At 38.8% G+C, this 21858-nt stretch carries 17 protein-coding genes and 2 riboswitches; of the genes, 6 read left to right on the top strand and 11 right to left on the bottom strand.

Features of this window, described 5'->3' with window-relative positions; translation table 11 throughout:
- Window position 1: 1 nt before the first annotated feature.
- On the bottom strand, window positions 2-787 hold the full coding sequence (locus ACOZIR_RS15830) for an SDR family oxidoreductase (protein ID WP_045292755.1): 786 nt from the start codon (window positions 785-787) through the stop codon (window positions 2-4).
- A gap of 144 nt (window positions 788-931) precedes the next feature.
- Between ACOZIR_RS15830 and ACOZIR_RS15825 the strand changes: the two genes are divergently transcribed.
- Window positions 932-1627, top strand: coding sequence for a GNAT family N-acetyltransferase (locus ACOZIR_RS15825; protein ID WP_328121318.1), 696 nt, complete (start codon window positions 932-934; stop codon window positions 1625-1627).
- A gap of 17 nt (window positions 1628-1644) precedes the next feature.
- Here the strand turns inward: ACOZIR_RS15825 and ACOZIR_RS15820 are convergent, their stop codons facing one another.
- Window positions 1645-2421: a hypothetical protein gene (locus ACOZIR_RS15820; protein WP_045292759.1), complete on the bottom strand. Its 777-nt coding sequence runs from the start codon at window positions 2419-2421 to the stop codon at window positions 1645-1647.
- A 241-nt stretch (window positions 2422-2662) separates the two neighbouring features.
- Between ACOZIR_RS15820 and ACOZIR_RS15815 the strand changes: the two genes are divergently transcribed.
- The 3 genes from ACOZIR_RS15815 (at window position 2663) to ACOZIR_RS15805 (ending at window position 5110) form a co-directional block, all read left to right on the top strand.
- Window positions 2663-3538, top strand: coding sequence for a LysR family transcriptional regulator (locus ACOZIR_RS15815; RefSeq protein WP_045292761.1), 876 nt, complete (start codon window positions 2663-2665; stop codon window positions 3536-3538).
- A gap of 520 nt (window positions 3539-4058) precedes the next feature.
- Window positions 4059-4427 (top strand): CidA/LrgA family holin-like protein, encoded by a 369-nt coding sequence (locus tag ACOZIR_RS15810; RefSeq protein WP_013082263.1) that lies wholly within the window; start codon window positions 4059-4061, stop codon window positions 4425-4427.
- Window positions 4424-5110: an LrgB family protein gene (locus ACOZIR_RS15805; protein ID WP_045292763.1), complete on the top strand. Its 687-nt coding sequence runs from the start codon at window positions 4424-4426 to the stop codon at window positions 5108-5110. Before ACOZIR_RS15810 ends, ACOZIR_RS15805 begins: the two co-directional genes overlap by 4 nt.
- 42 nt (window positions 5111-5152) lie before the next feature.
- Here the strand turns inward: ACOZIR_RS15805 and ptsP are convergent, their stop codons facing one another.
- The 9 genes from ptsP to ACOZIR_RS15760 all read right to left on the bottom strand — a co-directional run bounded on the left by ptsP (window position 5153) and on the right by ACOZIR_RS15760 (window position 15777).
- Entirely contained in the window at window positions 5153-6874 is a 1722-nt protein-coding gene (gene ptsP / locus ACOZIR_RS15800; protein WP_045292764.1) for a phosphoenolpyruvate--protein phosphotransferase, read from the bottom strand.
- Complete coding sequence (locus ACOZIR_RS15795; protein WP_013056011.1) at window positions 6874-7140, bottom strand: phosphocarrier protein HPr; 267 nt, start codon at window positions 7138-7140, stop codon at window positions 6874-6876. Before ACOZIR_RS15795 ends, ptsP begins: the two co-directional genes overlap by 1 nt.
- A gap of 18 nt (window positions 7141-7158) precedes the next feature.
- Window positions 7159-9165, bottom strand: a complete 2007-nt coding sequence (gene ptsG / locus ACOZIR_RS15790; RefSeq protein ID WP_375156303.1) for a glucose-specific PTS transporter subunit IIBC — start codon at window positions 9163-9165, stop codon at window positions 7159-7161.
- 318 nt (window positions 9166-9483) lie between these two features.
- Window positions 9484-10332 carry a glucose PTS transporter transcription antiterminator GlcT gene (gene glcT, locus ACOZIR_RS15785; protein ID WP_013056009.1) on the bottom strand — a complete coding sequence of 283 codons (849 nt, stop codon included), beginning with the start codon at window positions 10330-10332 and terminating at the stop codon, window positions 9484-9486.
- A gap of 131 nt (window positions 10333-10463) precedes the next feature.
- Window positions 10464-11336, bottom strand: coding sequence for a hypothetical protein (locus tag ACOZIR_RS15780; RefSeq protein WP_045292766.1), 873 nt, complete (start codon window positions 11334-11336; stop codon window positions 10464-10466).
- Between the two features lie 438 nt (window positions 11337-11774).
- On the bottom strand, window positions 11775-12245 hold the full coding sequence (gene ribE / locus ACOZIR_RS15775; RefSeq protein ID WP_013056007.1) for a 6,7-dimethyl-8-ribityllumazine synthase: 471 nt from the start codon (window positions 12243-12245) through the stop codon (window positions 11775-11777).
- A 91-nt stretch (window positions 12246-12336) separates the two neighbouring features.
- Window positions 12337-13530, bottom strand: a complete 1194-nt coding sequence (locus ACOZIR_RS15770; protein WP_045292767.1) for a bifunctional 3,4-dihydroxy-2-butanone-4-phosphate synthase/GTP cyclohydrolase II — start codon at window positions 13528-13530, stop codon at window positions 12337-12339.
- 16 nt (window positions 13531-13546) lie between these two features.
- Window positions 13547-14206 carry a riboflavin synthase gene (gene ribE / locus ACOZIR_RS15765; RefSeq protein WP_328121324.1) on the bottom strand — a complete coding sequence of 220 codons (660 nt, stop codon included), beginning with the start codon at window positions 14204-14206 and terminating at the stop codon, window positions 13547-13549.
- A gap of 278 nt (window positions 14207-14484) precedes the next feature.
- Window positions 14485-14635, bottom strand: a riboswitch (FMN riboswitch).
- 107 nt (window positions 14636-14742) lie between these two features.
- Window positions 14743-15777 (bottom strand): amino acid/polyamine transporter II, encoded by a 1035-nt coding sequence (locus ACOZIR_RS15760; protein WP_237758468.1) that lies wholly within the window; start codon window positions 15775-15777, stop codon window positions 14743-14745.
- A 344-nt stretch (window positions 15778-16121) separates the two neighbouring features.
- Window positions 16122-16228, top strand: a riboswitch (SAM riboswitch).
- 107 nt (window positions 16229-16335) lie between these two features.
- Between ACOZIR_RS15760 and ACOZIR_RS15755 the strand changes: the two genes are divergently transcribed.
- Both ACOZIR_RS15755 and metH read left to right on the top strand, forming a co-directional pair.
- Window positions 16336-18174: a bifunctional homocysteine S-methyltransferase/methylenetetrahydrofolate reductase gene (locus tag ACOZIR_RS15755; protein WP_045292773.1), complete on the top strand. Its 1839-nt coding sequence runs from the start codon at window positions 16336-16338 to the stop codon at window positions 18172-18174.
- Complete coding sequence (gene metH, locus ACOZIR_RS15750; protein ID WP_328121327.1) at window positions 18175-21618, top strand: methionine synthase; 3444 nt, start codon at window positions 18175-18177, stop codon at window positions 21616-21618.
- Window positions 21619-21858: the final 240 nt, after the last annotated feature.

Below are 21858 nucleotides of genomic sequence, written 5' to 3'. Positions count from 1 at the left end.
ACTAAATGGACTTTACCATGCCTCCGTCGATTAGAAATGACTGGCCTGTCATATATGAATTCGCTCCTGAGACCAAGAAAGCAACGGCTTTAGCAAACTCTTCAGGCTGACCGTAGCGCTTAAGAGGAATTTGGTTTCTCATCTCTTCTTCAATTTCTGAAACGTCTACTCCCAATTTTTCAGCACGAATGGTATCTAGCTCTTTCACTCGGTCTGTTGCAATTCTTCCTGGTGCAACCGTGTTAATTAAGATACCGTCTTCCGCTAGTTCTGAAGCAAGTGTTTTGGTAAGTCCCACGATTCCTGTACGGAAGGTATTTGACAGAATAAGTCCAGCAATTGGCTCTTTAATGGAAGAAGAAGCAATATTGACAATACGCCCTCCGCTCTTTTTCATAACGGGCACTACCTCACGAATAATACGAATATAGCTGAGGAGATTTAATTCAAATGCATGCTTCCAATCATCATCTGTTAACGAAAGGAAGTTCCCAGCTTTAGGACCTCCTGTATTATTAATTAAAATATCAATAGTTCCAAACGTATCTACTGTATATTGAATAACATCTTGAATGTCTTCAGTTTTTGTGACATCTGCCGTTTTATGTAACACTTGTCCGCTTCCAAGATATGAAATCTCTTCCGCTACTTGGGCTAGTTTCTCTTCTGAGCGACTTGCAATCATAACGTTTGCGCCTTCTTCTGCGAGCCTGGCAGCAATCGCTTTGCCAAGCCCTTGGCTGGCTGCAAATACAAGGGCTGTTTTTCCTTTTAATTCAACATCCATTTCTTTCACCTCGTCTAATAGTTCGAATCTTTTTAACTTTATCACGTTCTCGTCAAATTCTTCAATAAATATGAAATAATTTCTTTTCTCCATATGGTATACTTAATTATCTGAAAATTATTTCTTAAAGGAGGCAAAAAAGCAGTGTATAAAAAGCAATGCTTTGTCTTTCATCAAAATAAGCCTGTAATATGTACGGTACGATCATATACATCGAATGACTTCGATGAGTTGATTCGGATTCAAGAAGAAAGTTTTCCCCCTCCTTTCCCTTCGGAATTATTATGGAGCAAAGATCAGTTAAATAACCATGTTTCCCTTTTTCCGGATGGAGCGCTATGCGTGGAGATAGACGGGACAATATGCGGATCTATCACAAGCGCGATTGTTTCAGTGGAAGGAAATGCGGCTCACACCTGGGATGAAGTAACAGGAAGCGGATATATTCATACGCACGACCCTTCTGGTAATACGCTTTATGTAGTAGACGTGTGCGTCACTCCTTCGCATCGATCGATGGGGCTCGGGAAACTGCTTTTGCAGTCTTTATATGAAGTTGTGATTCATTACAAGTTAGAAAGGCTGCTCGGCGGGTGCCGCATCCCTGGATACGCACCAGTGTCTTCCTTGTACACGCCCGTTGAATACATGAACCTTGTATCAGCTGGAACTCTCTACGATCCCGTTATGACCTTTTTGATGCGCTGTGGCAGAACGCCTATTGGCCTTGCAGCAAATTATATTGAAGATGAAGATTCACACAACTACGCCGTACTAATGGAATGGAAAAATCCATTTTATAAGGCTATTCAAAAAGAGGCTGAGACAAAAGTATTTTAGCCCAGCCTCTTTTTAGATTATTGAACTTCTTCAATGCTCCACTCTAATTCTTTATGAGTCAGAACAAGATGCGCCTGCAATTTACTCATCTCTTTGTGCTCAAACCGATCATTATACATTTCATTCATATCGTCAAAATCACCGATTGTATACAAAGGAATTTTAATATCTTTACGGGATTGCACCATATGTTCGAAATCAATAAACAAACCGTCATTTGTTAAAGTAAGAAGAGTATTGGCCAAAACAAGCGGCAAAATCGGATATTCTAACTTCTTCCTTCTAAATACAAATCTTTTTTGCTTAATTTCTGACATTTTTAACGGAATGATTCGGCTTAAAATATGCTTCATATCATACACGTCTCGAAAATAGATTTTGTTATAAAATCCATCATCATGAGCTAAATAAACAAATTGATTACCCAGTTTATTATTAAATGGCGAATTGAGCGGTTTTTTTAAATGACCTAAATACAGCAGAGCTGCAATATCTTGAGGTTCTAACAAATCCAACGAAGATATATCCTCAAAATCAATCCAACAAAAATCGCCATAATTATAAACATCATCCTCTGCTAAAAGATGAATTTGTTCTTCTTCTACGTAGTCCATATGGGTTTGGTAATGGTAATCACTGTCTTCAAAACCGTGCTTTAACAATAATATATTTGCAAGCGGCGTAGGAAGGGAATGATAAAACTCTTTAAATTCAATTCCATATGTAATAAAGCATTTTTTATTTACATGGCCATTAATATAAACGATATCTCTTATTTCATCTGCTTTACTCAACCGTTCTAACCACCTTATTGATTGATTCTGTGATCGATATGTAACCGTTCTACTGATTTATATATTATACTTCTAAAATAAACAATGTGTAAATATATATTGTTGGCAATTTCTTTCGTATTCACTACCTCTTCTACTGATCATTTCAGTTGATATGAAAGAAAGGTATAGAGCTGTTTATGAATGTGGTAGAATGTGTGTATCTTATTAATTAGCATGTATGAACACGGAGGTATACAAAATGGATGTTCGCCATTTGCATTACTTAACAGAAGTGGCTAAACATAAAAATTTCACAAGAGCTTCTGAAGCGCTGCATATTTCTCAACCTTCCCTCAGTAAAATGGTTAAATCATTAGAAGAAGAGCTCGGCACACCTTTGTTTGATCGCGCTGGCAAACAAGTGCAGCTTACCGATGCAGGAATGATTGTGTACGAGCAAGCTGAAAGCATTTTATCTTCTCTCCGAGATTTATCGGATTCCCTCTATGATTTAATGCATTTAAAAAGAGGAACCATCAAAATAGGCATTCCCCCTATTATTGGTACATTGTTTTTTCCTACTATTATTAAAGCATTTCGAGAGCAATACCCTGAGATTGATATTCAATTAGTGGAATATGGCGCTAAACGAATGCAAAAATTTGTGGAACAAGGAGAAGTGGATGTGGGGGTAGTTTTACTTCCAGTTGATGAAAATATGTTTTTTACGACTCCTTTAGCCCGAGAAACGCTGCAGCTTGTTGTGCATAAATCTCATCCGTTGGCTCAGCATTCTACGATTTCATTAAAAGAGTTAAAAGACGAAACGCTTATTTCCTTTCATGAAGACTTCACCATGCATGAAATGGTCTATAACGAATGTTTAAAAAATGGATTTACGCCTAATATTGCTTTTAAAAGCTCTCAGTGGGACTTCATTGGAGAGCTGGTCGCTGCTAATCTCGGCATTGCTCTTTTCCCTTATTCATTATGTGAAAAGCTTGATTTGGAGCATATGAAAGTAATTAATCTCGAGAATGCTATTCCATGGGAAATTGCTTTAATCGTTAAAAAAGATCGCTATATCTCTTATGCTACACAGGCTTTTATTGATTATATTAAAAGTACAGTTTAACAAAGCTGAGACAAAAGTAGTTTTATTAAAAATCCGAACGAGTCTGATGGAGAATCAAACTCATTCGGATTTTTTCATGGCGGTGAACGTAGGTTTCATATATGTAGCAATGTAACAAGTCATTCACACTAAATCATTTATCCAATCGGTTCGTCTTTAGATTGAATGAATGCAGGCATGTCTCCATCTCTTTTTTTGATTGCCTTTTATTAAATAATTAGACCTTATATTTCACAAACTCTTTTTTGAAAAGGTTACCAACGCATTTGTAAAGAGATTTCTTACAACTATAACTAAAAAGAATAGTTATCATAGTTATTATATATTTCATATTATAGTCGTTTTTTTGTAAGATAAGTGTGTAGCATTCATTTACTTAAGTTGTATCCCCATTTGCAAAATCCAAATAGTTTCTCTTTTCCCATGATGGAGTCGTCTTTTCAGCATAGACGACTCCATTATTGTCTCAACAAACTAGGAATGAATGAATGAATAAAAACATAAATAAAGGAGGCTAATCATGAAATTGATTATGGTGATTTTACAGATTTTATTACTAACGGCTCTGTTTTTAATAGGAGAAAGTATTTCACAGTGGTTTGACCTCCCAGTGCCAGGTAGTATCATCGGATTTTTCTTACTGTTTTTCTTACTGTATTTTAAAGTAATTAAATTAAGCTGGGTTGAACAAGGTGGAACACTGTTAGTGGGAGAACTATTATTATTTTTCATACCAGCCGTCGTTGGACTCATCAATTATGGAGATGTATTGATGCATTTTGGAATCCAGATTGTGATTATTATCACAATCAGTACGATTATTGTGATGTCTATAACAGGAATCATTGCAGAACATATTTCAAGAAGAAAGGAAGGTTCGCTAAAATGACATTACTCACATGGATTGCTCTTCCGCTTACACTGCTCGTTTATATCGGCACAAAAGTGCTCTATAAAAAATATAAGTCTATGCTAGTTTCCCCTATTTTACTAGCCCCCATTCTTTTAATTGGCATCTTATTAGTAACGAATGGCTCTTATGATCATTATAAGCAAGGTGCCAGTGCGATTAGCTTTATGCTTGGACCAGCAACCGTTGCTTTTGCTGTTCCTATGTTTAAATATTTTGATTTACTCAAAAAACATCGTGTTGAAATCAGCTTAAGCGTAGGGCTTGGAACGTTTGCTGCCATGATTTCTTCCATGCTATTAGCATTAGTGTTTCATTTACAATCAACGCTGGTTCATAGCTTGATCCCAAGATCGGTTACGATTCCTATTGCCGTTAATGTATCTCAGACGCTAGGAGGCGATCCGAATATTACCATCATGTTTGTGATTATAACCGGTGTAGTAGGATGTATGGTTGCGCCAAAACTAATTAAGCTCCTCGCACTGCACTCTTCTTTAGCAAGAGGTCTTCTTTTAGGAGTAGCTTCTCATGGGACAGGTACAGCAAGAGCTTTTGAATTTGGAAAAATTGAAGGTACTTTTTCTAGCCTTGGCATGATCGTAGCAGCACTTCTTACAATGCTGTTCGCAAATATGCTTCTGCCTACTATTTTCGCTTAAAAGATAAAAAAAGGTGTGATCATATATGATCACACCTTTTTATTATCCAATATGAAAAGTTGATTTTACGAACTCAATAACTTCTTCTGTAGAAGACATTGATAGAATTGTATCTAAATGAGGTTCGATATCAGCTTTTGATAATTGACGGATTTGAGAACGAGCTTTCAGGATAGATGTTGCACTCATTGAGAATTCATCTAAGCCTAAGCCTAAAAGAATTGGAATTGCAATCTCATCTCCTGCCATCTCTCCGCACATGCCTACCCACTTACCTTCTTTGTGAGCCGCTTTGATTACCATATTCACTAAGCGAAGAATCGCTGGGTTATACGGTTGATATAAATAAGACACGCGCTCATTCATGCGGTCAGCAGCAAGCGTGTATTGAATTAAATCGTTTGTTCCGATAGAGAAGAAATCTACTTCTTTAGCAAATAAATCTGCGATTACCGCTGAAGAAGGAATCTCTACCATCATCCCTACTTCGATGTCTTCCGAAACTTGTACGCCTTCTTGTTGAAGTTTTGCTTTTTCTTCTAAAAGAATAGCTTTTGCTTGACGGAACTCATCAACAGTAGCAATCATAGGAAACATAATTTTCAGATTACCGTATACGCTTGCACGCAGAAGCGCACGAAGCTGTGTACGGAACATGTCTTGCATCTCTAGACATAAGCGAATGGCACGGAATCCTAAGAATGGGTTCATTTCTTTTGGTAGATTTAAATAAGGAAGCTCTTTATCTCCACCAATGTCAAGAGTACGAACAACCACTGGTTTGCCTTCCATACGTTCAAGAACTGTTTTATAAGAAGTAAACTGCTCTTCTTCCGTCGGAAGCTCTTCGCGGCCCATATATAAGAATTCTGTACGATAAAGACCAACGCCTTCGCCGCCGTTTTCTAATACGCCTTTTACATCTTCCGGTGTACCAATGTTAGCTGCAAGTTCAACGTGATGATCATCAGCTGAAACCGTTTTTTCATTTACAAGCTTAGCCCATTCAGCTTTTTGTTCTGCATACTCAGCGGCTTTTTTCTCGTAAGCTTTTACTGTTTCTTCGCTTGGATCAACGATAACTTCGCCATCTAAACCATCAACAATTACTAATACGCCGTTTTGAATATCTTCCATAACTGTTTTTGTACCTACAACAGCTGGGATCTCCATTGAACGCGCCATAATTGCTGAGTGAGAAGTACGTCCGCCAATATCTGTTGTAAATCCTTTTACGAACTTACGATTTAACTGTGCTGTATCAGACGGCGTCAAATCTTCTGCGATAATGACAACTTCTTCTGAGATTAAGCTTGGATTTGAAACGTTTACACCTAAAAGATGAGCTAATACACGCTTTGTTACGTCGCGGATATCAGCAGCACGTTCTTTCATATATTCATTGTCCATTGACTCAAACATATTAATAAACATTGCCGCTACTTCATCAAGTGCATGTTCAGCGTTTACATTTTCATTTGTAATTTTATCTTTAATTGGATTAATAAGTTCAGGATCGCTTAGAACTAATAAGTGAGCTTCAAAGATTTCTGCTTTGTCATCTCCAAGTTCTTTACGAGCGTGCTCTCTAATAATTTCAAGTTCTGATTTTGATTTTTCTAGTGCAGCTTCTAGACGTGCTACTTCTGCTTCAACTTCGGTTACTGATTTTTTTTCAACGGTTAATTCTGGATTTTCTAGACGAAATGCTTTAGCAATAGCAATGCCGCTAGAAGCGGCAATGCCTTGAATTTCCTTTGTCATTATTCGCCTAATCCTTCTTTGCTCATTGTATCTTCAAGAGCAGCAAGTGCATCTGCTTCATCAGAACCTTCTGCAGAGATAGTGATTGTAGCGCCTTTTTGAATACCTAAAGACATAACGCCCATGATTGATTTTAAGTTTACAGTTTTACCGTTGAATTCTAAGTTGATATCAGAATCAAATTTGCTTGCTGCTTGTACTAAAGTTGTTGCTGGACGTGCGTGAATTCCTGAGTCTGCTGTTACTGTAAATGTTTTTTGTGCCATGTTAAATCAATCTCCTTTTTACTTTGAAATGTTAATAATATTTGCTTCTTGTTGAGAAACTTGGCCCTGCTTTAAGATATCAATTTTTTCATCAGCTTGTAAATTCGTGAAAATGATCGGCGTAATCGTCGATGGCGCATTTTCTTTTACAAAGTCTAAATCAATTTTCAATAGAGGCTGTCCTTTTTTCACTTCATCGCCTTGGGCAACTAAAGCTTCAAAACCTTCGCCTTTTAAATTAACTGTATCAATACCAACGTGAATTAAAATTTCACGTCCAGTCGTTGATTCAATACCTAAAGCATGTTTCGTCGGGAATAAGTTTACTATTTTTCCGTCCACTGGTGCAACTACTGTGCCTGTTTTCGGAATAATTGCAAAACCGTCACCCATTAATTTTTGTGAAAATACCTGATCTGGTACTTCCGATAAAGGTACCAATTCTCCCTCAATCGGTGAAACAATATCATTACCATTATCGCTTCCTACTTCAGATGTTGCAACAGGTTTTTCAATTGTTTTTGTCTCTTCTTTTGTGACAACCGGTGTTTTGCCATTCATAATGTCTTGAATTTGACCTTTTAACGTGTCAGATTTTGGACCGAAAATAGCTTGAATATTGTTACCAACTTCAAGAACACCAGCTGCTCCAAGTTTTTTCAAACGGTTTTTATCAACGTTACCTACATCATCTACTGATACACGCAAACGCGTAATACAAGCATCTAAATGTGTAATGTTTTCTCTACCGCCAAGTGCAGCTAAAATATTTGTCGGAAGCTCTGCTGCTTCTACTTTTACATCTTCTTCTCCTTCTTCTTTATCTTCACGACCCGGTGTTTTTAAGTTAAATTTACGGATTGCAAAGCGGAAACCGAAGTAGTAGATAACTGCTAGAACTAAACCTACTGGAATAACTAGCCACCATGCTGTACGATTTTGCATAACTCCAAATAGAACGTAATCGATAACCCCACCCGAGAATGTCATACCGATTTTAACATGTAATAACTGCATAACCATAAATGATAAACCAGCAAATACTGCGTGAATTGCAAATAATACTGGCGCTACGAATAAGAATGAGAACTCAAGCGGCTCTGTAATACCCGTTAAGAAAGATGTTAAAGCAGCTGAACCCATGATACCAGCCACATATTTTTTGTTTTCAGGACGAGCTTCATGATAAATCGCAAGAGCGGCTGCTGGCAATCCGAACATCATGAACGGGAATTTACCAACTTGGAATGTTCCTGCTGTTAAAGGCACGCCATCTGCTAATTGAGCAAAGAAAATCTTTTGGTCACCGTGAATATGCTGACCTGCTTTATTAACGTAATCACCAAACTCAAACCAGAACGGAGAGTAGAAGATGTGATGAAGTCCAAATGGAATTAATGAACGTTCAATCAATCCAAATACAAACGCTGATAAAGTTGGGTTTGCATCAATCATGTTAGTAGAGAAAGCATTTAATCCACTTTGAATTGGCGGCCAAATGAAAATCATAATAACACCTAAAATAATTGAAAATACCCCAGTAATGATTGGTACAAATCGTTTTCCTGCAAAGAACCCTAAATAAGATGGTAATTCAATATTGAAATAACGATTATACATGGATGAAGCTAAAATACCTACTATGATACCCCCAAATACACCTGTAGCTAACGTAGGAATTCCTAAGATGCTAGTGTAAGCTGGATTGGCACCCATTTTGTCAGGATCTAGTTGTCCTGTAGCAACTAAGATTGTGCTCATCGTTTTGTTCATAATTAAGTAGCCTACGATTGCAGCAATACCTGCTACACCGTCACCACCGGCTAAACCAACGGCAACACCAACGGCAAACAATAGCGATAAGTTGTCAAATACAATTTGACCCGCTTGCGACAAAACATTTGAAACCAATTGAACCCAGTCTGCACCAAGTGCCGGTACTGCATCCAACAATGTAGGGTTTTGAAGCGCTGTCCCTACTCCAAGTAAAATCCCTGCTGCCGGTAAAATCGCAACCGGTAACATAAGCGCTTTTCCGACTTTTTGTAATACTCCAAAAAGTTTTTTAAACACGGCGCTTACCTCCTTTTATATATTTAGTGTGCAACAAGCTATTTATTTGATACGTGAATCATTAACGCGCTTTCATAAAACGCTTTCTTTAACTAGAAAACTCATTACATCTCCTGGTGTCCTGAGGCGAAGCTTTCAATGATTGCGCTTTCTTATAACAAAAAAAGGCATGAGGAAAAAGAAACGATAAATGGATACACTCATCCAATTACACATCGCTTCATTTCTCACTCATGCCTGATCGTATCAGTAACACGTATTGAAATGATTTTATAAATCCGTTTTTGTTATAAGTCGCTGCAGATGCATCGTTAAGTAAACTGCTTCTGCTTCATACACAGGTAAATGTAACGCTTGCTGCATTACTTTTATCACTTTCCAAGACACATTGTAACACAGGGGATATTCTTCTTTCAATAGCAAAGCGATTTTTTTTGGCTCTTCTATTTTTTCTCCTGTTTTTACTCGATCAATAGCAAAATGCAAATGACGAATCAATCTCATATAGTGCACAGATTCTTTATCTACCTGCAGATGAAGCGATTCTTCAATCACATTAATAATTGTTTGAATAAGCTGCGAGTCTTGATTCACTTCCAGCAGGTTTTTTTCAGTCAGCGCACTATGGATATGAAGCGCAATAAATCCAATCTCTCCTACCGGAAGCTGAACGCCTATTTTGCGACTAATAATTTCTACTACTTCAGATGCGATCGTATATTCCTCTGGATATAAAGCTTTTGTTTCAAGTAAAAATGGATTTTTAAGTCCCATTCCCTGCTGAAAACGTTTTATCGCAAACGCAATATGATCCGTCAATGAAATGTGTATATGCTCATTCAAAGGAATATTAACGCGTTTTTGAATGTGCGTTACAATATCATTCATCATTTCAATTACATCTTCATCCACCTGAGCTAAAAGCTGCTTGTACTGTTCTTGCTCTTCTTCACTCTTTAACAAAAACATTTTCTCCACGGCTTTTGCATCGATTTCATCGCCTTTTTTCTTATTGAACCCTATTCCTTTCCCAATTAGCACAACTTCATCATAGGTAAGGTGTTTAGCAATTAATACGTTATTATTAAGTACCTTTTCTACAAAAAAGGACTCTTTCACGAATCCTTCACTCCCCTGTTTCGGCTTTCTATTATTTGCTTTCCTATCTTACAAATAATACGCATAACCGTCAATTCATTTTTCTTTGTTTCAAACATTATTGAACTAAACTATTTGAGTTACGTATTATCTTAGTAGTTCTTCGCTGGAAACGCAATGTCTTTTTTACTCGTGCCATAACAATTTTTCATAATAAAATGTTGAAGCATAACGCTCAGAATGAATATACCCGCTTGTAAAAGCGTAAAAAAAACAAGTGAAGTGGTAATAGATACCAGCAAAACCCCATAGTGAATCAGCAAAATATCTACTATACGCAGCCCTGCTATAATCATTCCAGCTCCAATAAAAAATTCGTTGACTACACTCCAAACAAGGAGAATTGTAACTATACAAACATAAATCATTGTTGCGTTTACGGAATCATGAGTAGCCGATGCAAACCATCCCGTATAAAACCAATTATTATGAAAATATGCTAACAGCATAAACATAATAGTAGAAGTAATGGCGAGCATTCCGAGAAAAAATGTAGCGTAATGCACAAATGTCATGTAACGTTCTGTTAGCCATACATACCAAATCTTTGAAATACTAAAGCCGATGGTCATTAAAACGCCTGTATAAATTGTTTTCCACCAGTGATGTGTATAAATATCCCAGTGTAAAAATAATTCTTCAATCCCCATAAACATAGCTGAAATGATTAAAATATAGCGAAATTTTAATTGATAAGCAGCTACCACCGTAGCCATGATTGGAAAAGCAAACGTTTGAGAAGTTAAGGACCCAAACAAATTATCAAAATATTCATTGGTCATAAAATCAGGATCGTACTCGTAACTTTCAAACAGCACAAATACAACATACTCTAGTACATAAGCCATTCCAATGATAAAAAAAAGCAAAACGACTAGCTTTTTATCCTTTTTACGTATGAATACTGCAAGCAAAACGGCTGTGCTAATAATAATCAATGCAAAAAAAGCAGTATAATGAGGCATAGACGTCTCCCTTTTACGACCTAATTATTACTTAGAGTAAGACGTTTTAGCCAAATTATACATGGCTAACTTCTATTCAAAAGAGATTGAGACATACTACATCAATCCAATCTAAAGACGAACAAACGGGAGACATGAGATAGTATGGATCGCTTGCTGCACTGCAGTTGATTTCTGCGCAAGTCTTCGCTTTCCGCAGGCGGACGCCGAGCCTCCTCGTCGCTTACGCTTCTGCGAGGTCACACTTCTTCCGCTTTTCCCTCAGGAGTCTTTGCCTTACCCTTTAATCTACAGTTAGAAGCCACTATATACATGAAACCTACGTTCACCCTACTAATGAAAAAATCCGAACGATTCATCGTTCGGATCTTCCAACTAACATACTTTTGTTTTAGCCTCTTTTAACTCTTCAACTCACAAAAAATGGAATGGTATCTATTATCCTTCAATCATTTTTGAAAGGTTAGCCATTTCGATAGCTGATGCTGCAGCTTCCCATCCTTTATTTCCTGCTTTTGTTCCTGCACGTTCAATTGCTTGCTCAATTGTTTCAGTTGTTAATACACCAAAGATAATTGGCACGCCTGTTTGTAAGCTTTGAGATGCAACGCCTTTTGCCACTTCATTACATACAAAATCGAAGTGTGGAGTAGCTCCTCGAATAACCGTTCCTAGCGTAATAACCGCATCATATTTTTTAGATTCAGCTAATTTTTTAGCGATTAATGGAATTTCATAAGCGCCCGGCACCCAAGCCACGTCTACATCTTCATCAGCTACACCGTGACGTTTGAGCGCATCTTCTGCTCCACTAAGTAAACGGCCTGTAATAAATTCATTAAAACGCCCTACCACGATTCCGATTTTTAATCCTGTGCCTACTAAATTTCCTTCATATAAATGATTCATCTCTTGTTCCTCCTGCTAGTAGTAATATATAGTTATTTACATTTCTTTTCATGAATTAGCTTCATTTGTTATAAAGAAAAAAAGTGTAAACTTATAAATGTAATAAATGACCTAGTTTTTTAGCTTTTGTATCTAAGTATTTTTTATTGGCATCCACTGCCGGCATTTGAAGAGGCACTCGCTCTACCACTTCAAGATCGTAGCCTTTTAGCCCAGTAATTTTACGAGGATTGTTCGTTAAAAGCTTCATTTGTTTGACTCCAAGGTCTTTTAAGATTTGAGCACCGATTCCATACTCTCGTAAATCCGCAGCAAACCCGAGCTTTTCATTCGCTTCTACGGTATCGTATCCTTCTTCCTGCAGCTTATAAGCTCTTAGCTTATTTAACAAGCCAATGCCTCTGCCCTCTTGACGCATATACAGCAGAATGCCGCGTCCTTCTTCTTCAATTTGCGTAAGAGCCGCGTGAAGCTGAGGACCGCAGTCACAGCGCTCAGAGCCAAACACATCTCCAGTCAAACACTCGGAGTGAACGCGAACGAGAACGGGGCTATTATGATCAATATCACCTTTGATAAGAGCCACATGTTCTTTATTATCAAGTTTATTTGTATATCCTACAGCCTTAAAATCACCAAATGCCGTAGGTAAGCTCACTTCTATTTCACGGCTAATCAGCTGGTCATGTTTGCGGCGGTAGGCAATCAAATCTTTTATTGTGATCATTTTTAAATCAAATTGCTCTGCAATCTTTGTTAAATCCGGTACGCGTGCCATTGTTCCATCTTCATTCATGATTTCACAAATAACACCCGCAGGTTTCCCTCCTGCTAACACTGCTAAATCAACAGCAGCCTCTGTATGACCCGCACGCTGCAGAACGCCCCCGTCTTTTGCAATCAATGGGAAAATATGTCCTGGGCGTTGAAAATCACTTGCTACCGTTGCTTCATTTACAAGAGCCATAACGGTAGCAGAGCGTTCGTATGCACTGATACCTGTTGTACTTGAAATATGATCAATACTTACTGTAAATGCTGTTCCATGTACATCCGTGTTGTTCGCTACCATCGGGTGAAGATTCAATTTATGCGCAATTTCTTCATTAACAGGTGTACAAATTAATCCTCTTCCATGAGTAGCCATAAAGTTAATAACCTCAGGCGTCGTTTTTTCGGCTAATGCAATAAAATCTCCTTCGTTTTCTCGATCTTCATCATCGCATACAATAACCACTTTTCCCTTTTTTAACTCTTCAATGGCTTCTTCTACTTTATGAAACATCTCTTTCACCTCACTGTTAATTTGTAAAACCATGCTGTTGCAATAAATCTTTCATATTACCTGAACGATTCGAGGCGCCGGGAGTTGACTTATTCGTCATCATCTGATGCATATATTTAGCTAGCATATCGCATTCAATATTCACCTTGTCTCCTCGCTGTTTGTCTCCTACTACCGTGTGAAGCACCGTATGAGGAATAAGAGAAATAGTAAATGATTGGTTGCTGACATCAAAAATAGTAAGACTTGTTCCGTCTACAGAAACAGATCCTTTTAACATCATAAATTCACGAAGTTTAGGGTCAACTTGAATTTCGTAATAAAAGGCATTTCCTTTACGTGTTTTGCTTACAATGGTTCCAATTCCATCAACGTGTCCGCTAACGAAATGCCCCCCAAACCGGCCATTTGCAGCCATCGCCCGTTCTAAGTTAACACGTGATCCAACAGTTAGAAGCTGAAGGGTACTTGCTTTAATCGTCTCCGGCATGACGTCGACCGTAAATTCATTTTGAGAGTAAGCCGTTACGGTTAAACAAACGCCGTTAACTGAAATACTGTCCCCTAAGTTCACATCTTCTAACACGGTCTTCGCATCAATCGTAAGAACGATTGCTTCTGTAGCCTTTTGAATACGTTTTATCTTCCCAATTTCTTCAATAATACCTGTGAACATTTTCTTCACCTGCTTTGGCGCTATTCCAACTTCTTATGCCGTTTTGAAATAGCAGCTGCTTTTTTTTCATATTTATCTTTCCCCCAACCACTGAAAATAAAAAAGCCCCTTGAACAAATGTCCAAGGGGTCGGCTGAGCTGAATCAGTTTTATCTATGCAAAATTCCGCTAATTGTATACGAAATAAACAGTTATGTTTTGTGTATGAAAACAAGGGTAGCTTTAAAAAAGGCAAACCTGTCCCTTATTAATACAACACAAAAAAACAACTGTGCTTCCTGATCCTTCTCCCATCCAGACTTTTACTGTCGGCTCTAGATTTTAACTAGATCCACCGCTAACATACATCGTATGAAAACGGGTCACGGGCTTAAAAGCATACGCTTCATCACCGCCGGTTGGGACTTACACCCGACCCCGAAGGATAATATATTCGACTGCTATAGTCTTATTTGTTTTACATTATAGCAAAGTAAAATCGACTTGTCACATCATTTAACTTCGTTTTTTCACATCTGTTCTTTAAAATCCAGCTTTTAGCTTATTTTTTCTTTTTTAATACATAGCATCCATACAAAAGCTAGTCCAATATAGCCAAATATTGGATACAGAAGCCCAAGAAGCTGGGCATATCCGAATTGTCCAATAATAAAGCAAGCCAAGATAATAAACGCAAAAGCTTGTTTATCATTCAAGGGAAGAAATGACTGAAGCTGCTTAGCGATTCCAAATACATTTCCAATCAATGTAGTAAAAATCTCGCCTAACACAACTACCGTAAATAAAACATTCACCCACGCTGAGATATTTTTAACAACGGCACTCATCGGAATATCAAGTTGAAATGAATAAGGCAAATTGGAAAGGGCAAGATGAGTAGAAACAAGCATAAACGTAAGTACGCATCCTCCTATTACGGCCCCTTTTTTAATCACGCTCCTATCTTTCACGGAACTTCCTAATGGAACCAAAACGGCCTGAGCCAAAGCTAGATTTAGGGAAATGTATAAAAAGGGACTAACCGCCCACTTCCACTGTGTGACGAGCGTTAAATCCGGCTTCGTTTGAATCAGTGAGAAATAGCTGATATTTGGCACAAAAATGATAAAAGCAAATGAAAGCATCATCGGGACAACAAGAGAATTAACCATTAAAATACCGTTAATTCCCCTTGCGATAAATATATAAGTTAAAACAATTGTAAAAATCATCCCAACAGGAGGCCACAGCCCGAACTGTTCTTTTCCTATTGCCCCCGTACTCGCTAGCATGACTGAAGTTACTCCAAATAAAATGACAATCATTACACCGTTTACAACTTTTCCAAGCACATCACCAAATAAATATGTATTAAGCTGCTGATAAGAAGAAGCCCCAATTGCGTGCGAAAGCAGCATCATTTTCGAACCTAGCCAAATAAAAAACAAGCCGCTGACCAAAATTCCAACCATTCCAAGTTCCCCGTACTGTGTAAAAAATTGAACGATTTCCTTGCCTGTTGCAAAACCGGCTCCTACAACGGTGCCTACATACGTAGCAGCAACCTGCAGCGTGAGTTTCCACCTTTTCATGCCCATCACCCTTCTACCCTTCATAGTTCACTATATGTAGAAGCGATAAAAAAAAGACGAGCCTTTTTACGTATAAATCGACGCATCTCCCAGCGCTGGTGCCTTTTCGTTTATTTTTTATTTTTCATTTTCTTTTTGTATTTCTCACAAAAAACTCCTTAACCCCTAACATAACAGTCATTTTCAAACAAAATATACGGATATTTTCCCTTTAGCTTTTAAATTTTCCTCAATATTTGCTGGAAATTCACAATTTACTGTTGTATAATTTCTAAAAATCAGATAAATTATTAAATAAGTATTCTTTCTATTTAAAAAAATATGTTTCAATTATATACAATTGATTCTTATCATGAGAGGTGGAGGGACTGGCCCTTTGAAACCTCAGCAACCAGTCGTTAGAGACATGGTGCTAAATCCAGCAAGCAATTTATTGCTTGGAAGATAAGAAGGCGAAAAAAGTCTTCTTCTTAAGAAGACTTTTTCTATTTTATCGGCATATTGCATAAAACGAATCACTCGTGAAATAGAAGCGGAACAATTTAAGGAGGTTTTGACATGGGGTTACTTGAAGATTTAAAGTCTAAAATTTTAATTGGGGATGGTGCCACTGGTACCCTCCTTTACTCACACGGTATTGACAGCTGCTTTGAAGAACTAAACATCACCAAACCAGAAGAGGTTTCTCGTATTCACAGAGCCTATGTAGAAGCTGGTGCAAACGTTATTCAAACAAATACGTACGCTGCTAATTATCAAAAACTTGCCCGTTATGGATTAGAAGATTCAGTCAAAGATATCAATGTTGCTGGTGTAAAATTAGCGAAACAAGCTGCAAAAGATCAGGCTTACGTAGTTGGTACACTCGGCGGAATTCGTTCTTTCCAAAAAAACGCTATTAGTTTAGAAGAGGTTAAGCGAAGCATTCGTGAACAAATGTTTTGGCTTTTAAATGAAGGCGTGGATGGCCTTTTATTTGAAACATACTATGATTTTGAAGAATTAAAGACCGTTCTTACCCTGGCGAGAAAAGAAACGGATAAGCCTATTATTACCCACGTTTCCCTGCATGATATCGGCGTACTGCAAGATGGCCGTCCTTTAGCAGATGCATTAAAAGAATTAGAAGAGTTAGGAGCAGATGTTGTCGGACTTAACTGCCGTTTAGGTCCTTATCATATGATTCAGTCTCTTGAAGAAGTACCGCTTCCCGATCGTGCTTTCTTATCTGCTTACCCTAACGCCAGCCTTCCGGCGTATGTGGAAGGAAAGCTGGAATATGAAACGAATGAAGACTACTTTGTAGAAAGCGCGCGTTTATTCCGCGAACAAGGGGTTCGCTTAATTGGAGGATGCTGCGGTACAACACCAGCTCACGTACGCGCAATGTCGTCTGCTTTAAAAGACCTGCCTCCGATTACAAGCAAAGTCGTTAAAATGAGACCAGCCGTTACGGTTCAAGAGCGTGAGCAGCAGGATAAACCTCATATGCACGAAATTGTGAAGAAACGCCGCTCGGTTATCGTTGAGCTAGATCCTCCTAAACAGCTTGGTCCGACGAAATTTTTAGAAGGCGCAAAAGCACTTGATAAAGTCGGAGTAGATGCTATTACATTAGCTGATAATTCTCTAGCCTCACCTCGCATCAGCAACTTAGCAATGGCAACACTGATGCAGCAAGAAACAAAAGCACGACCGCTTATTCATATTACCTGTCGCGACCGAAATTTAATTGGACTTCAGTCTCATTTAATGGGACTTCATACGTTAGGAATGAATCAAGTGCTTGCAATTACCGGTGATCCGTCAAAAGTTGGCGATTTCCCTGGCGCCACTTCGGTCTACGATTTATCTTCATTTGACTTGATTAGTTTAATTGCTCAGTTTAATGAAGGACTATCTTATTCCGGCAAACCGCTTGGTCAAAAAACCAATTTTTCCATTGCAGCTGCCTTTAACCCAAACGTGCGTCACTTAGACCGAGCCGTTCAGCGTTTGGAAAAGAAAATCGACTGCGGGGCTCACTATTTCATTACTCAACCTCTCTATTCAACTAAGCAAATTGAAGAGGTATATGAAGCAACCAAACATTTAACAACACCGGTATACATCGGGATCATGCCGTTAACAAGCGCAAGAAATGCTCGATTTATTCACCATGAAGTACCTGGAATTAAATTATCAGAAGATATTCTAGAACGCATGGACGCAACGGGAAATGACCGGATTCGCGGCGAAGTCGAAGGCCTTGCGATTGCAAAAAACTTAATTGATACAGCATATGAGTTATTTGACGGTATTTACTTAATTACGCCGTTTATGCGCTATGAAATGACCGAAATTCTAACACGCTATATTCATGACAAGCAACTCGTTACATCAGAAAGGAAGATATAAATGAGCTCACTTATCGAACAACAACTAAAGAAGCGAATACTCGTCATCGATGGAGCAATGGGAACGATGATTCAAGATGCTGATTTAACCGCTGAAGATTTTGGCGGCGAAGAATATGAAGGCTGTAACGAATATTTGACCCGTACAGCGCCTCATGTGATTCAGCGCATTCATGAAGAGTACTTTGCAGCAGGTGCTGACATCATTGAAACCAATACGTTTGGCTCAACATCTACCGTACTTGATGAATACGATTTAGGCCACTTGGCGTATGAATTGAATATCGAAGCTGTGAAGCTTGCTTGTGCAGCCCGCGATAAATATTCAACTCCCGAATGGCCTAGGTTCGTAGCTGGAGCTATCGGTCCTACCACTAAAACTCTCTCTGTTACCGGAGGTATTACATTCCCTGAGCTAGTAGAATCGTACGAAGAGCAAGTTCGGGGTTTGTTAGACGGCGGCGTTGACTTACTTCTAGTCGAAACCTGCCAAGACATGCTGAACGTAAAAGCCGCATTTTTAGGTATTACAGCGGCGTTTGAAAAACTAAAAATAGAAGTTCCGATTATGATTTCAGGAACAATTGAGCCTATGGGAACAACTCTCGCTGGTCAAGATATCGAATCTTTTTACTTATCACTGGAACACATGAAGCCTCTTTCAGTCGGACTTAACTGCGCGACAGGCCCTGAATTTATGACAGATCATATTCGCTCTCTTTCAAACCTAGCTACTTCAGCAGTTAGCTGTTATCCAAACGCTGGACTTCCGGATGAAGAAGGCAATTATCATGAATCCCCTGAGCTGCTTGCTCAAAAAATTAAAGGGTTTGCTGATAAAGGCTGGCTGAACTTTGTAGGCGGATGCTGTGGTACAACGCCTGCTCATATTAAAGCACTGGTTGAAGCGGTAAAAGAGGTTGCGCCTCGTTCGCTTGATCGCTCCGAGCATAACCATGCTGTCACCGGTATTGAACCACTTGTATATGACGATTCTATGCGCCCTCTTTTTGTGGGAGAACGTACGAATGTAATCGGTTCTCGCAAGTTCAAGCGTCTGATTGCGGAAGGAAAAATTGAAGAAGCATCTGAAATTGCGCGTGCTCAAGTTAAAAATGGTGCTCACGTTATCGATATTTGCTTAGCAGATCCAGACCGTGAAGAAATGGAAGACATGGAGGAATTTATTCAAGAAGTTGTAAAAAAAGTGAAGGTTCCTCTTGTAATCGATTCAACCGACGAGAAAGTTATTGAAAAAGCTTTAACGTACTCACAAGGTAAGGTTATTATTAACTCCATTAACCTAGAAGATGGTGAAGAGCGTTTTGATGCAATCTTACCGCTAGTAAAAAAATTCGGTGCAGCTCTGGTTGTCGGTACAATCGATGAAACAGGCATGGCCGTTACTGCAGAACGAAAAGTAGAGATTGCTAAACGCTCACATGATTTGCTTGTTGAAAAACATGGCTTTAATCCAAAAGATATTATTTTTGACCCTCTTGTGTTTCCTGTAGGGACCGGTGATGAACAATATATTGGTTCTGCTGAAGAAACAGTTAAGGGAATTAAAATGATTAAAGAAGCCCTGCCTGATTGCCTGACCATTCTTGGCGTAAGTAATGTGTCATTCGGTCTTCCTCCAGTCGGACGTGAAGTACTGAATGCCGTTTACCTTTATCACTGTACGCAGGCTGGACTCGATTATGCCATTGTTAATACCGAAAAATTAGAGCGCTATGCTTCTATTCCAGAAGCTGAAATTGAGCTTGCTAATGCGTTATTATTTAACACAACTGATGAAACGCTAAGCACGTTTACCGACTTTTATCGTGATAAAAAGAAAGAAGCAAAAGTAGAAATTTCTACGTTAACACTCGAAGAACGATTGGCAATGTATATTGTCGAAGGTACAAAAGAAGGATTGCTTCCTGATTTAGAACAGGCTTTAGCTCAATATGATGATCCGTTAGATATTATTAACGGACCGCTTATGGAGGGAATGGCGGAAGTCGGACGTTTGTTTAATGACAACCAGTTGATTGTAGCAGAAGTGCTTCAAAGTGCGGAAGTTATGAAAGCATCCGTTGCCTTTTTAGAACCTCATATGGAAGCAACTGAAAATGATTCTGGAAAAGGCAAAGTGATTCTTGCAACGGTTAAAGGCGACGTGCATGATATCGGTAAAAACTTAGTAGACATCATTTTAAGCAACAATGGTTTTAAAGTAATTGATTTAGGGATTAAAGTAACGCCGCAGCAGCTGATTGAAGCAGTAAAAGACGAAAAGCCAGACATCATTGGCCTGTCAGGTCTTCTAGTAAAATCAGCTCAGCAAATGGTTTTGACTGCACAAGACTTAACACAATCAAGCATTGATGTTCCAATTATGGTAGGAGGCGCTGCCCTTTCCCGTAAATTTACTGACTTTAAAATTGCCCCGGAATATGAAGGTGCGGTCCTCTACGCCAAAGATGCGATGGACGGATTAGCGTTAGCAAATAAACTGCAGAACAAAGAGGAAGTTATTCAGCTTTTAGCGGATTTAAAAACGCGGCAAGAAAAGAAAGTAACGGTTCGAGAACGCCAGCCTCAAACCGCTCAAGCAGCTACGGCTGTTTTAGAAAGATCCGCTATTTCAACGGACGCTCCTGTTTTTGTACCGGCTGATTTAAAGCGGCACGTTGTCAAACACTACGATTTGGCACAGGTTCTTCCGTATATTAACTGGCAGATGCTTTTAGGCCATCACTTAGGACTAAAAGGAAAAGTGAATAAGCTGCTTGCTGAAAAAGACGAGCGTGCTGTTCAATTAAAAGAAACCGTTGATGACCTGCTCGAACTGGCACTAAAAGAAAACTTAATTAAACCAGCGGTTATTTATCAGTTCTTCCCTGCTCAAGCAGACGGAAATGATTTAATTATTTATGATCCTGCTGATGAAAAAACAGAAATTGAACGTTTTACCTTCCCACGACAAGCAAAAGGACAGTTCCTGTGCTTATCTGATTTTGCAAAGCCTAAAGAAAACGAGATGGACTATGTATGTTTCTTCTCTGTAACAGCAGGAACGGGCATTCGCGAACGCGCGGCGAAATTTAAAGAAAACGGCGAGTTTTTAAAGAGTCACGTGTTCCAAGCTCTTGCGCTTGAACTAGCTGAAGGATTAGCAGAACGTGTTCATCAGCAAATTCGTGACCGCTGGGGATTCCCCGATTCGCCTGATTTTACAATGGCGGAGCGTTTTTCAGCCAAATACCAAGGTCAGCGTTTTTCATTCGGATATCCTGCATGTCCAGACCTTGAAGACCAAGCAAAACTGTTTAAATTAATTAAACCTGAAGACATCGGCATTCAGTTAACAGACGGTTTCATGATGGAACCAGAAGCTTCTGTTACAGCCCTTGTTTTTGCACATCCTGAAGCGAAGTATTTTAACGTATTGTAAAACATGGCCGCGGTCTTTTAGACCGCGGCTGTTTTTTAACAGTGAACAAACCCAAAAAAGCGCCTGCGACAAATATATTTTAGTTGAAGAAAGATCCGAACGGTAAATCCAGATTCTTGATTGAGAATCCACTCCGTTCGGATTTTTTCATTGTGATGGTGAACTAGATTTCATGTAGCTGTTTCTAGCTGTTGATTGGAGGGCAAAGCGAAGACTCCTGCGGGAAAAATTGATGTAGTT

Origin of the sequence: Priestia sp. D3YE.R1 (genome assembly GCF_049199565.1) — a bacterium.
Lineage (GTDB): Bacteria > Bacillota > Bacilli > Bacillales > Bacillaceae_H > Priestia > Priestia aryabhattai.
Note: the sequence above shows the minus strand (reverse complement) of the source record. Positions and strands in the feature narration are given on the sequence as shown.